The organism is Alteriqipengyuania lutimaris (assembly GCF_003363135.1).
Taxonomy (GTDB): Bacteria; Pseudomonadota; Alphaproteobacteria; order Sphingomonadales; family Sphingomonadaceae; genus Alteriqipengyuania; species Alteriqipengyuania lutimaris.
The window spans coordinates 2725645-2740861 of record NZ_QRBB01000001.1 but is presented as its reverse complement, the minus strand read 5'-3'; the positions used below and the strand labels follow the sequence as shown (position 1 = coordinate 2740861).

The following is a 15217-nucleotide window of genomic DNA, read 5'->3' as shown; positions in this document are numbered from 1 at the left end:
GCATGCTTCGGGGAAGTCGGTATGCGCGGCGATGCGCTCCGGCGCCTGCCAATCTTCCGAATTCAGCGTGATGCCCAGAAGCTGTTCAAACGGCGTGTAAATGGGACGCCCCCCTCGTTGCGTAGTCCGAGAACGAAAGTTTAGCAGCGCGTCCCAGCAACTTACATCACAAAAATGCTCCAATTTTGTTTCGTTGCCTCGCTCGAAGCGCGGAGGCCATAGCGCGCTAGAGGCAGGACATCCTTAATGATGTCTTGCGGGAGGAAGAAAATTGAGCACGTCGAATTCTCGGCCCCACCGCCGGTCCGTTAGCGGTCGCCCTGGTCTGCTGACCTCGATTGCCGCTGCGGCGTTTGTGCCCGCCTCGCTGAAAGCTCAAGCGAGCGAGGATCTGGTCTCGCTGGATAAGGTCGAGGGGGTCGTCTCCTCTCGCGTGCTCGATAGCGGTGCGCTGGAACTCACTCTCGAGAATGGTCAGGTCGTCACCATCGCGGCCGAAAGCGTGGTCGTTCAGGGAGGCGCGATCCTCGTCAGCGAAGCTGCGCTGGGTGCGGCGGGCCTTTCCGTCGTTGGCGCGCTTCCGGCAGGATTGATCGCGGGCATCGGCGCGCTGGGTGTCGGCGGGATTGCGTCCGCTGCCAGCGGGGAAAGCCCGGCACTTCCCTCCCCGGCACCCGCACCCAGTCCCGCGCCGGCACCTAGTCCCGCGCCCTCGAACAGGGAGCCGGTGTTCAACTCGGCTGCGAATGCCTCGGTGGCGGAGAACCAGACGGCGGCGCTCGACGTCGACGCGAGCGATGCGGACGGCGATACCATTACGTACAGCATTTCGGGCACCGACGCCGCGCTGTTCACGATCGACAGCGAGACCGGCGTGGTGACGTTCCGCGCCCCGCCCGACTTCGAGAACCCCGCCGATGCAGATGGCGACAATGTCTACGACATCGTCGTGACCGCAAGCGACGGCACCGCCAGCACCGACCAGAGCGTGCGGATCACCGCCACGAACCAGAACGACAATGCGCCGGTGATCACCAATCCTGCTTCGGCGATGGTGGCAGAGAACCAGACCTACGCAATCGACGTCGCTGCCACCGATGCGGATGGCGATGCCGTCAGCTATTCACTGGGCGGCACCGACGCCGCGCTGTTCGCGATCGACAGCGAGACCGGCGTAGTGACGTTCCGCGTCGCGCCCGACTTCGAGAACCCCGCCGATGCGGACGGCGACAACGTCTACGACATCGTGGTCACTGCCTCGGACGGCACGAACGCCACCGATCGGTCCGTGCAGATCACCGTCACCAACCAGAACGACAACGCTCCGGTTATCGCGAGCGCGGCGTCGGCATTGGTGGCCGAGAACCAGACTTACGCAATCGATGTCGACGCCACCGACGCGGACGGCAGTTCGATCAGCTACGCGCTCTCGGGCACCGACGCGGCGCTGTTCACCATCGACGCCGCCACCGGCGTGGTGACTTTCCGCACCGCGCCCGACTTCGAAGCTCCCGCCGATGCCGATGGCGACAACGTCTACGACATCGTCGTCACCGCGAGCGACGGCACCACCGAGACGGATCAAAACGTCGCGATCAAGGTGGCCAACGGCAACGACAACGCGCCGGTGATCACCTCGGTCGCAAGCGCGATCGTCTCCGAGAACCAGACCGCCGCGATCGATGTCGACGCCACCGATGCGGATGGCCTTCCGCTGACCTACTCGCTCTCGGGCACGGATGCCGCACTGTTCGCAATCGACGCCGCGACGGGCGTGGTGACGTTCCGCAGCGCGCCCGACTTCGAGAACCCGGCCGATGCCGACGGCGACAACGTCTATGACATCGTCGTGATCGCGAGCGATGGCACGAACAGTGCCGATCAGGCCATGCAGGTCACCGTCACGAATCAGAACGACAGCGCGCCGGTGATCACCAGCGCCACGTCGACATCGGTGACCGAGAACCAGACCGCAGCCTATGTCGCCGAGGCATCCGACGTGGATGGCGAGGGGATCAGCTACAGCCTCTCGGGCGCGGATGCGACGCTGTTCACGATCGATGTCGAGACCGGTGTGGTGCGCTTCCGCACCGCGCCCGACTACGAAGCTCCCGCCGATGCGAACGGCGACAATATCTACGACATCGTGGTCACCGCCAGCGATGGTGCCAACAGCACCGACCAGGCCGTGCAGGTCACCGTGACCAACCAGAACGATAACGCGCCGGTCATCACGTCCGCCGCCATTGCCAGCGTCGCGGAGAACCAGACCACTGCGATCGACGTCGACGCAATCGATGCGGATGGCGGTGCACTGACCTACTCGCTCAGCGGATCCGACGCCGCGCTGTTCGATATCGATCCGTCGACCGGTATGGTGACGTTCCGCACCGTGCCCGACTTCGAGGCTCCCGCCGATGCCGAGAGCGACAACGTCTATGATCTGGTGGTCACCGCCAGCGACGGCACGAACAGCACCGACCAGTCGGTCCAAGTGACCGTGACCAATGGTAACGACAACGCCCCGGTGATTACCAGCGTCGCGTCGGCTTCGATCGCGGAGAACCAGACCGCCGCGATCGACGTCGACGCAACCGATCCCGACGGCGATGCGCTGGCCTACTCGCTCGGCGGCGCCGATGCGGCGCTGTTTGCGATCGACGCCGCGACGGGCGTGGTGACGTTCCGCACCGCGCCCGACTTCGAAAGCCCGGCCGATGCCGACGGCGACAATGTCTACGATCTGGTGGTCACCGCCAGCGATGGCACCAACAGCACCGACCAGTCGGTCCAGGTGACCGTGACCAACGTCAACGACAATGCGCCGGCGTTTACCTCCGCTGCAAGCGCTCGCGCTGCCGAGAACCAGACCGCCGCCCATGATGCGGACGCGGCCGACGCCGATGGCGACGCTGTCAGCTACTCGCTCAGCGGTACCGACGCCGCGCTGTTCACCATCGATGTCGAGACCGGTGTGGTGCGTTTCCGCACTGCGCCCGACTTCGAGGCTCCCGCCGATGCGAATGGCGACAATGTCTACGACCTCGTGGTCACCGCAAGCGATGGCACCGCCAGCACCGACCAGACCGTGCAGGTCACCGTCACCAACGGAAATGACAACGCGCCAGTCATCATCAGCGCCGCATCGGCCTTGGCGGCAGAGAACCAGACCGCCGCCTACATCGCCGATGCGTCGGACGCGGATGGCAGTTCGATCAGCTATTCGCTCAGCGGCACCGACGCCGCGCTGTTCACAATCGATGTCGAGACCGGCGTCGTGACGTTCCGCACTGCGCCCGACTTCGAAGCTCCCGCCGATGCGAACGGCGACAACGTCTACGATCTCGTGGTCACCGCCAGTGACGGCATCGCCAGCACCGAACAGACCGTGCAGATCACCGTCACGAACCAGAACGACAATGCGCCGGTGGTCACGAGCGCCGCATCGTCCTTGGTGACCGAAAACCAGACCTCCGCAATCAATGTCGACGCCACCGATGCGGATGGCGGCACGTTGACCTACTCGCTCAGCGGCACCGATGCCGCGCTGTTCGATATCGACGCCGTGACGGGTGTGGTGACGTTCCGCACCGCGCCGGACTACGAGACACCGGCCGATGCCGATGGCGATAACGTCTACGAGCTGACCGTCACCGCGAGCGACGGCACGAACAGCACCGATCAATCGGTGCAGATCACGGTGACCAACCAGAACGACAATGCCCCGGCGATCACGAGCGCCGCATCGGCCTTGGTGGCCGAAAACCAGACCGCCGCAATCGATGTCGAAGCAACCGACGCGGATGGCGACACGCTGACCTACTCGCTCTCGGGCACCGATGCGGCGCTGTTCGCGATCGACGCCTCGACCGGCGTGGTCACGTTCCGCGGCGCGCCCGACTTCGAGAACCCCGCCGATGCCGATGGCGACAATGTCTACGATATCGTCGTCACCGCCAGCGACGGCACCAACAGCACGGATCAATCGGTGCAGATCACGGTGACCAACGAGAACGACAATGCCCCGGTGATCACCAGCGCCGCATTGGCCTCGGTGAGCGAGAACCAGACCGCGGCCTACGTGGCCGGTGCGTCGGACGCGGATCGCGATGGCATCAGCTACGTGCTCTCGGGCACCGACGCGGCGCTGTTCACGATCGATGTCGAGACCGGTGTGGTGCGCTTCCGCACCGCGCCAGACTTCGAAAGCCCCGCCGATGCCGACGGCGACAACGTCTACGACATCGTGGTCACCGCCAGCGATGGCACCAACACCACCGACCAGTCGGTCCAGGTCGCGGTCACGAACCAGAACGACAATGCGCCGGTCTTCACCTCCGCTGCGAGCGCCAGTGCTGCCGAGAACCAGACCGCCGCCTATGATGCGGACGCGGATGACGCCGATGGCGACGGCATAAGCTACTCCCTCTCGGGCACCGACGCTGCGCTGTTCGCGATCGATGTCGAAACCGGCGTGGTGCGCTTCCGCACTGCGCCCGACTTCGAGGCTCCTGCCGATGCGAACGGCGACAATGTCTACGACCTCGTGGTTACCGCATCCGACGGCACCAACAGCACCGATCAGTCGGTCCAGGTCACGGTGACCAACGGCAACGACAACGCGCCCGTGATTACCTCGGTCGCAAGCGCGATCGTCTCCGAGAACCAGACTGCTGCGCTCGATGTCGACGCCACCGATGCGGATGCTGATGCGCTTACCTACTCATTGAGCGGCACCGACGCCGCGCTGTTCGATATCGACGCCGCGACGGGCGTGGTGACATTCCGCGCTGCGCCCGACTACGAAGCGCCTGCCGATGCCGATGGCGACAATGTTTACGATATCGTCGTCACCGCTAGCGAGGGCGCCAACAGCACCGATCAGTCCTTGCAGATCACCGTCACGAACCAGAACGACAACGCTCCGGTGATCGCGAGCGCCGCATCGGCTTCGGTGGCCGAGAACCAGACCGCTGCAATCGACGTAGACGCCACCGATGCGGATGGCGACCCGCTGACCTACTCGCTCAGTGGCACCGACGCGGCGCTCTTTACCATCGACGCCGCGACGGGCGTGGTCACGTTCCGCACTGCGCCCGACTACGAGAACCCGGCAGATGCCGATGGCGACAATGTTTACGATCTGGTCGTGACCGCCTCCGACGGTATGAACAGCACCAATCAGTCGGTCCAGGTCACCGTCACGAACCAGAACGACAATTCGCCGGTGATCGCGAGTGCCGCATCGGCGTCGGTCGCAGAGAACCAGACCGCAGCCTATGTCGCCGCTGCGTCGGACGCAGATGGCGACGGCATCAGTTACTCCCTCTCGGGCACCGACGCGGCGCTGTTCACGATCGATGTCGAGACCGGTGTGGTGCGCTTCCGCACCGCGCCCGACTACGAGAACCCGGCCGACGCCGATGGCGACAATGTCTACGACATCGTCGTGACCGCGAGCGACGGCACCACCGGGACGGATCAGAACGTCGCGATCACCGTGACGAACCAGAACGACAACGCGCCGGTGATCGCGAGCGCCGCATCGGCGTCGGTCGCAGAGAACCAGACCGCAGCCTATGTCGCCGCCGCGTCCGACGCGGATGGCGACGGGATCAGCTACAGCCTGTCGGGCACCGACGCGGCGCTGTTCACGATCGATGTCGAGACCGGTGTGGTGCGCTTCCGCACCGCGCCCGACTACGAGGACCCGGCCGACGCCGACGGCGACAATGTCTACGACATTGTGGTCACCGCGAGCGACGGCACCACCGGGACGGATCAGAACGTCGCGATCACCGTGACGAACGAGAACGACAACGCGCCGGTGATCACGAGCGCCGCATCGGCGGCGGTGGCTGAGAACCAGACCGCAGCCTATGTCGCCACCGCGTCCGATGCGGATGGCGACGGGATCAGCTACAGCCTGTCGGGCACCGACGCGGCGCTGTTCACGATCGATGTCGAGACCGGTGTGGTGCGCTTCCGCACCGCGCCCGATTTCGAGAACCCCGCCGATGCCGATGGCGATAATCTCTACGACATCGTTGTGACCGCGAGCGACGGCACCACCGGGACGGATCAGAACGTCGCGATCACCGTAACCAACCAGAACGACAATGCTCCGGCGATCACGAGCGCCGCATCGGCCTCGGTGGCCGAGAACCAGACCGCCGTAATCGATGTCGATGCCACCGATGCGGATGGCGGCTCGATCAGCTATTCGCTCGGCGGCGCCGACGCCGCGCTGTTCGCGGTCGATGCCGTGACCGGCGTCGTGACGTTCCGCAGCGCACCCGACTTCGAGAACCCGGCGGATGCCGATGGCGACAACGTCTACGACCTCGTGGTCACCGCCAGCGACGGCACGAACAGCACCGACCAGTCGGTCCAGATCACGGTCACCAACGTCAACGACAATGCGCCGGCATTCACCTCCGCTGCGAGCGCCAGCGCTGCCGAGAACCAGACCGCAGCCTATGATGCGAACGCGAGCGATGCGGATGGAGATGCGCTGACATACTCGCTCAGCGGCACCGATGCCGCTCTGTTCGCGATCGACAGCGAAACCGGTGAAGTCACGTTCCGCAACGCGCCCGACTTCGAAGCGCCCGCCGACGCGGATGGCGACAACGTCTACCAGTTCACCGTCACGGCGAGCGACGGCACCTACAGCACGAACCAGGCGGTCAGCCTCAGCGTGACCGACGTGTTCGAACCGGCGCGTGTGATCGACGTTTCCACATTCACCGCTGCGCAGGGCTTCGTCGTCCTTGGCGATGTGACAGGCGATTTGTCCAGTGTCTCCGTCTCCGACGCGGGCGACGTCAACGCGGACGGCTACGCAGATTTCATCATCGGCGCGCGCGGCGTGGCGGGTGACCCGACCCAGGCCTATGTCGTTTTCGGCTCGCCGAATGCGGTCGGGACCGAAGCAAATGGTCGCCAGGTCATCGATCTGAGCACGCTGACCGCGGCGCAAGGCTTCATCCTGCGCGCCGAAGCGCAGTACGATGATTTCGGCTGGTCGGTTTCCGGGGTGGGCGACATCAATGGCGACGGGATCGACGATATCATCGTCGGAGCGCCTTTCAGCGATCTTGGCGAACCCGACTCCGGCAGCGCCTATGTCATCTTCGGCTCGACCAGTGGCTTCGGGAGCGACGAGGGCGGCAGGCAGATCATCGATATGGACGCGCTCGCGCCGGCGCAGGGCTTCGTCATTCAGGGCGATGCCGAGCGCGATCTCGCCGGTTACTCCGTATCGAATGCAGGCGACGTGAATGGAGATGGCTTCGACGACCTGATCGTGGGCGCCTATCTCAATGACCGGGGCGGATCTTCGGCGGGCGAAGCCTATGTCATCTTCGGATCGGCGAACGGCTTCGGGACCAGCGTCGGCGGACGCCAGGTGATCGACCTGACGACCGTTTCTGCGGGTCAGGGCTTCATCGTCAGGGGCGGGGATGCCGTAGACACGCTGGGCTTCAGTGTCTCCTCGGCGGGCGATCTGAACGGCGATGGCTATGATGACCTGATCGTCGGCGGGCCCTACGGCAACGATGCCGGAACCTACGCAGGCGAAGCCTATGTCATCTTCGGTTCGGCAGGGGGTTTCGGGACCGACGTTGGTGGCAGCCAGGTTCTCGACGTCGCCACGCTCGGCGCCGGTCAGGGCTTCGTCATTCAGGCCGAAGCGGGTGGCGATCGTCTGGGAAGCGCGGTTTCTTCGGCCGGGGATATCAATGGGGACGGCTACGACGATCTGATCATCGGTGTGCCCCGAGGTGGCGGGAGCACCGATAATGGCGACGCCTATGTCGTGTTCGGATCGGCGGGCGGTTTCGGGACGGACGTTGGCGGACGACGCGTCATCGATCTCGCCACGCTGACCGCCGCGCAAGGCTTCGTCGTCAGGGGCGCCGCGACGTTCGACCATGCGGGTACGTCGGTTTCTTCGGCCGGGGACGTCAATGGAGACGGCTACGACGATCTGATCGTCGGCGCGTCCTCGACGGATAACGGGGGCCAATCCGCCGGGTCTGCCTATGTCATCTACGGCGGTGGCAACGGATTTGGCACCAGTGTCGATGGCCGCCAGTTGATCGACCTCGCCGCTTTCACGGAGCAGCAGGGGTTCATCATCCAGGGCGGCAACGCACTGGATCGACTCGGTGCGTCCGTGTCCTCTGCGGGCGATGTCAACGGCGATGGCTATGACGATCTCCTCGTCAGTGCGCCGGGGGCGGATGGCGCAAGGTCGAATTCCGGCGAAAGCTACGTCATCTTCGGGGGCGCCACGGGCACCGAGAATACCGCGCCGGTAACACGCATCGGCACGACCGGAGCCGACAACCTGATCGGCAATGCCGGGAACGACATGGTGATCGGCGACGGCGGGGCGGACGTGATCCGCGGCGGTGCGGGCCACGATACGATCAGCATCGGCGATCTTGCCTTTGCCGATATCGACGGGGGCCATGGAACCGACGCGCTTTCGCTGTGGGCCAGCGGTCTGACGCTCGACCTGACGGACAACGCGATGCGTTCGCGTCTGGATTCGATCGAGACGATCAATCTGAGCGGCAGCGGCGACAACAGCCTGACGCTCGACCGGCTGGCGCTGCTGGGCCTGTCCGACGATACCGACGCAGGCGTCACCACGCTGTGGGTCGACGGCAATGCAGGCGACGACGTGCGCCTGACCGACGGTGGCTGGACGCAAGAGGCGAACATCACCCTTCCCAGGGCCACCTACCAGGTGTTCACCAACGGCAACGCCCGCCTGCTGGTGCAGGACGGGGTGTCGGTGGCTGTGCCGGTCGCGTCTGTCGCTCTGTCCTCGCTCGACGGGAGCAACGGTTTCAGGCTCGACGGGATCGACGTGTTCGATAGTAGCGGAACCTCCGTCGCCAGCGCGGGCGACGTCAATGGCGATGGTTACGACGATCTGATCATCGGTGCTCCGGGCGCCGGCGCGAACGGACTGGAAGATGCCGGAGAATCCTATGTGGTTTTCGGCGGGCCCGGCGGGTTCGAAGCCTCGTTCGATCTCGCTTCGCTCGACGGAAGCAACGGCTTCAGGCTCGATGGCGTCGACTGGGATGACGCCAGCGGCAGCTCGGTCGCAAGCGCGGGGGACGTCAACGGGGACGGGGTCGACGATCTCATCATCGGGGCGCGCTTCGCCAACCCGGGTTCGCGTTGGTATGCCGGAGAAACCTATGTGGTGTTCGGCAGGACGGACGGCTTCGGCGCAAGTCTCGACCTCGCTTCGCTCGATGGCAGCAACGGCTTTCGCCTTCGCGGGATCGATAATTACGATACCAGTGCGCGATCGGTCGCGAGCGCGGGCGATCTCAACGGGGATGGGTTCGACGATATCATCATAGGCGCCTTCAGCGCCGATCCGAACGGTCAGGATACCGCGGGCGAAAGCTACGTCGTGTTCGGTCGGGCGGACGGTTTCGCTGCCAGCATCGAGCTCGCATCGCTCGATGGAAACAATGGCTTCCGGATCGATGGGGCCGGTGCCTATTCCAACAGCGGTTACTCGGTCGCGGGCGCGGGCGATGTCAACGGCGACGGATTCGACGATATCATGATCGGGGCCACCGGTGCTCGGCCCAACGGAGATTTCGAAGCCGGCGCGAGTTACGTCGTGTTCGGCAAGGCCGGCGGCTTTGGTGCGGCGATCGACCTCGCCTCGCTCGACGGCACGAACGGGTTCCGTCTGGACGGGATCGATCCATACGACCGCAGCGGCAGTTCGGTGGCGAGTGCCGGGGACGTTAACGGCGATGGTTACGACGATCTTATCATCGGGGCCAGCCGCGCTTCTGCCGATGGTCGAGATTTCGCCGGTGAAAGCTACGTCGTCTTCGGCCGGGCGGGCGGCTTTGGCGCTGCCATCGATCTCTCCGCGCTCGACGGGAGTGACGGCTTCAGGATCGATGGAGGCGGGCGGCGCAACCTTAGCGGTTATTCGGTCGCAAGTGCGGGCGATGTGAACGGCGACGGATTCGACGACCTGATCATCGGGGCCCCCACTTCCTCCGGTGAGGCCGCATATTCCGGCCAAAGCTATGTCGTGTTCGGCCGCCCAGAGGGATTTGGCGCGAGTCTTGATCTTGCTTCGATCGACGGGGCCAATGGTTTCCGCATCCTGGGTATCGATCAATATGATCGTAGCGGGTCCTCCGTGGCCAGCGCGGGAGACGTGAACGGCGATGGTTACGACGACCTGATCGTCGGTTCGCCCAATGGCTATGTGAGCGGAAGAAATTCCGGCGAAAGCTACGTCATCTTCGGCGGCGCGACCGGGACGGAGGATACCCGATCGATCTCGCGCACGGGCACCGCCGGGGCCGACAACCTGATCGGCAACGCGGGCGACGACATACTCGTCGGCAATGGCGGCGCGGATGTAATCCGGGGCGGTGCGGGCAGCGATACGATTGCGATCGCCGACCTTGCCTTTGCGTCCATCGATGGCGGCCATGGCAGCGATACGCTGGCGCTGGAAGGCAGCGCGGTCGACCTGGACCTCACCGCCAACCCTCGCCTGCGCATCGATTCGATCGAGACGATCGATCTGGCGGGCAGCGGCGACAACACGCTGACCGTGGATGCGCAGTCTATTTTCGAGCTGTCCGACAATCGCAGCGGCGGCGTCACCACGCTGACCGTCAACGGCGATGCGGGCGACCGTCTGCGGATCGAAGACGGGGGCTGGGCGCAGGGTGCCGGCATCGACCTTGGAGGCAGCACCTACCAGGTGTTCACCAACGGCAACGCCCGGCTGCTGGTGCAGGATGGGGTTGCGGTGTCTTACCCGGTCGGCGCGGTTGCGCTGTCCTCGCTCGACGGCAGCAACGGCTTCCGGCTCGATGGAATCGCCCCGGGCGACCACAGCGGAAGGTCCGTCGCGGGTGTGGGCGACATCAACGGCGACGGCTTCGACGATTTTATCATCGGGGCACCGGACGGAGGCCGATTCGGTGCCGGCGACAGCTACGTCGTCTTCGGCCGGGCTGGCGGATTCGATCCCGGCATCGATCTATCCAAACTGGACGGCACCGACGGCTTCAGGTTCAACGGCTTCGAGTCGTACGCGGAGGGTGGACACTCTGTCGCGGGCGTGGGCGATATCAATGGCGACGGTATCGACGATCTCATCATCGGTGCGCCCGGCAGAGATCTCGACAAGGGCACTGCGTACGTGGTGCTCGGTCGCGCGACTGGGTTCGAGCCGACTCTGAATCCGGCGGAGCTGAACGGAGCAATTGGCTTCGCGCTCAACTCATTTTTCAACGACTACCGGGCCGGTGCCTCCGTCTCGGGCGTGGGGGACTTCAACGGCGACGGATATGATGACTTGATCGTGGGCGCCCCGGGTTCCAGGCTTGACGCAGATCTCAATACTACCCCGGACATCGGAGCGGGCTTTCTTATCTTCGGCGGGCCGGGTTTCTCCCCAGCTTACCGCCTCGACGATGCCGAGCTCTGGCTCTCGGGCAGCGAAGCAGGCGACAACAGCGGCTTTGCCGTTTCGGGTGCGGGCGATTTCAACGGCGACGGGTTCGACGACCTGATCATCGGGGCGTACCGGACATCGCCCGACGGCGTCGTTTACGCCAGCGAGAGCTACGTCGTGTTCGGTGCGGTGGATGGAACCTTCTCCCGCAGGTTCTCCGTCGCCTCGCTCGATGGTTCCAACGGGTTCCGGATCGACTGGAGCGCGGATGCCATCAGCAGGTTCTCCGTTTCCGGGGGCGGCGACATCAACGGCGACGGCTTCGACGATCTGATCGTCGGCGCCTATGGTGTCGCCTCCGACGGCAATGCCGGCGCCGGTGCGACCTACGTCGTGTTCGGTCGCGCAAACGGGTTCGGCGCCAGCATCGACCTCTCCACGCTCGATGGCAGCACCGGTTTCCGGATCGATGGGATCGACGCGGACGACATGAGCGGTCGCAGCGTCGCGCATGCAGGCGACGTCAACGGCGACGGGTACGACGACATCATTGTCGGCGCGCGTCAGGCGGATCCCGACGGGCAGAGCAGCGCTGGCGAAAGCTATGTGATCTTCGGCAAGCCGGGCGGCTTCGAGGCCAGCTGGAACCTGTCGTCGCTCGACGGGACGAATGGTTTCCGGATCGAAGGCGTCGACGGGGACGAGCTCAGCGGACACTCGGTGGCCGCGGCGGGCGACGTCAACGGCGACGGGTACGACGACCTGATCATCGGTGCGCCGAATGCCGATCCCGGCGGCAATGCCGATGCGGGGAGGAGTTACGTGCTGTTCGGGGGTGCCACCGGCACCGAGGATTCGAAGGCGGTGGCACGCTCTGGCAGCGCCGCGGCCGACAACCTGGTCGGCAATGCGGGCGACGACCTGCTGACCGGCGGCGGCGGTGCGGATGTGATCCGCGGCGGTGCGGGCAGCGATATCATCTCCATCGCCGACTTCGCCTTTGCCGATATTGATGGCGGGCGTGGCAGCGACACGCTGGCCCTGTCGGGCAGCGGCATGGTTTTGGACTTGACCTCGCGTGAGGTAGGCGCGCGGATCGACTCGATCGAGACCATCGACCTCACCGGCAGCGGCGACAACGCCGTCTGGCTGGACAGGCTGGGCGTTGTGGGCCTGTCCGACGATCTCAGCGGCGGGGTGACGACGCTGACCATTACCGGCGATGTCGGCGACAGTGTCGTCATCCGCGGTTGGACGCGGGGCGAAGACACCGTGGTGGATGGCGAGGGCTATACCGTCTTCACCAATGGGACCGCGAGACTGCTGGTCGAGGGTGCGGTCTCTGTCATGGAGCCTGCGGGGGTGATCTCGCTTGCATCGCTGGATGGAAACAACGGCTTCCGGCTCGATGGGACGAGGAGTGGCGAGAGCGTCGGCCGATCGGTGTCAAGCGCGGGCGACGTCAACGGCGACGGTTTCGACGACATCATTATCGGGGCGGAAGGCGCCAGATCGGCTTCGACTTCCGGGACCGGCGGGGCCTATGTCGTCTTTGGCACGGCCGACGGCTATCCGGCCAGCATCGACCTGGGGGCGCTCGACGCTACGCAGGGCTTTAAGATGACCGGCATGGACCTAGGGGAGAAAGCCGGTCGATCGGTCTCCAGCGCGGGCGATGTCAACGGAGATGGTATCGACGATCTGATCATCGGCTCGTACCTTGCTCGGGTAGACGGTCAGTTCCAGGCGGGCAGGGCCTATGTCGTGTTCGGCAGGGCGGACGGCTTCGGAAGCAACCTCGATCTCGCCACGCTCGACGGAAGCAACGGTTTCCGGATGGAAGGCATCGATCGAAGCGACAGAAGCGGCTTCGCGGTCGCAAGCGCGGGCGATATCAACGGAGACGGCTTCGACGATATCATCGTTGGTGCACCTGGCGGCGATCCGGACGGAAAATTCGCGGCAGGCGAGACTTACGTCGTCTTCGGCAAGGCGGATGGGTTCGCCGCTGTCACCTCTTTCGCGTCGCTGGACGGGACCAACGGCTTTCGGCTCGATGGGCTGACGGCAGGCGACGAAGGTGGCAAATCCGTTGCCGCTGCCGGCGATATCAACGGCGATGGTATCGATGATCTGATCATCGGTTCGTCTACCGATGTGGACGGGGTGGAGAGTGCCGGATCGAGCTACGTCGTGTTCGGCAGCACGACCGGCTTCGTAGACAGCTTCGATCTCGCCGCGCTCGATGGAAGCAACGGCTTCCGGATCGACGGGAGCCGCGCTTACCACAATGTGGGTCTGTCTATCGCAAGGGCGGGCGACATCAACGGCGACGGCTTCGACGATCTGATCATCGCAGCCAGCGGCGGTGCCTTTGATGGCGGGATCTCTAGCGGGGAGGCCTACGTGGTGTTCGGCCATGCCGGTGGCTTCAGCGCCACCGTAGATCTCGCTTCGATCGATGGCACCAATGGTTTCAGGATTTTCGGGATCGACCCTTCGCAATTTACCGTACCCAGCGCTGTCTCCAGTGCGGGAGATTTCAACGGCGACGGGTTCGACGACCTGATTATCGGAGATTATCGTGCGACGGTCGACGAACAGGGGTTTGTCGGCAAAAGCTACGTCGTCTTCGGCAGCGCCGACGGTTTCGGCACCGGCCTCGATCTTGCCGCGCTCGACGGTACCGACGGATTTGAAATCCTCGGGATCGACGGCGATGACCGGAGCGGCAAATCCGTTTCCGGGGCGGGCGATCTCAACGGCGACGGTTTCGACGACCTGATCGTGGGGGCGATGTACGCCGATCCGAACGGATACAGCCAGGGCGGCGAAGCCTACGTTATCTTCGGCAGTGCCGTCGGCAGCGCGAGCACGGTCGCCTTGACGCGCACCGGAACCGGCGGTGCCGACAACCTGATCGGCAATGCGGGCGACGATACGATTATCGGCAATGGCGGCGCGGACGTGATCCGGGGCGGCGCGGGCGACGACACGATCTCCGTATCGAACTTCGCCTTCGCCGATATCGACGGCGGCAACGGGACCGACACACTGGCGCTCGCCAGCGTGGAGATGATGCTCGACCTCACCTATCGGCCCCTGCTGTCGCGCCTCCACTCGATCGAGCGGATCGACCTGACCGGCACGGGATTCAACGAACTGACGGTTTCCGAAGCCGCAATCCGCGAGATTTCGGATGCGCGCAGCGGCGGACGCTCGCAGCTGATCGTGGACGGTACCGCCAGCGACCAGGTCTATGCCGACGGCTTCGTGGCTGGCGGCACGCGGGAGATCGATGGGGTGAACTACGATCTCTACCAGTCCGGCAATGCCAACCTTCTGGTGGAGCAGGGCGTGCAGGTCTCGACCGGCGTCACTGCGATGATCTTCGGCACCGAGCTTGCCCTGGCTGGCGTCAGGGGGGACCACGGCATGTTCGAGGGTGCGCGCGCGCAGTTGGGCGACGATCTCGGGGCCGATGTCGCGATCGATCTCGACGCGCCGGGCACGATCGACTCCATCGATATCGCCGCTTTCCTGGCCGACACCGACCCGTCTGGCGGCGTCCGCATCGGCGGCGGCTCGGGAGGCCCCTTCATGGCACCCGATCCGTTCGACGCGTCGCTGGCTTTGGATGCGCTAGACATGGCGAACTGGATGGACACCATGGATGGACGGTTTGCGGTCGAGCTCACGCTGCCGGTCGATCAGACGGCGCAAGACTTCGGGGGGCTTTGA

1 protein-coding gene is annotated in these 15217 nt (G+C 64.8%); it reads left to right on the top strand.

All coding sequences use genetic code 11. The features are described 5' to 3' along the window. The first annotated feature begins 355 nt into the window (after positions 1-355). Entirely contained in the window at positions 356-15217 is a 14862-nt protein-coding gene (locus tag DL238_RS16185; protein WP_181883920.1) for a cadherin domain-containing protein, read from the top strand.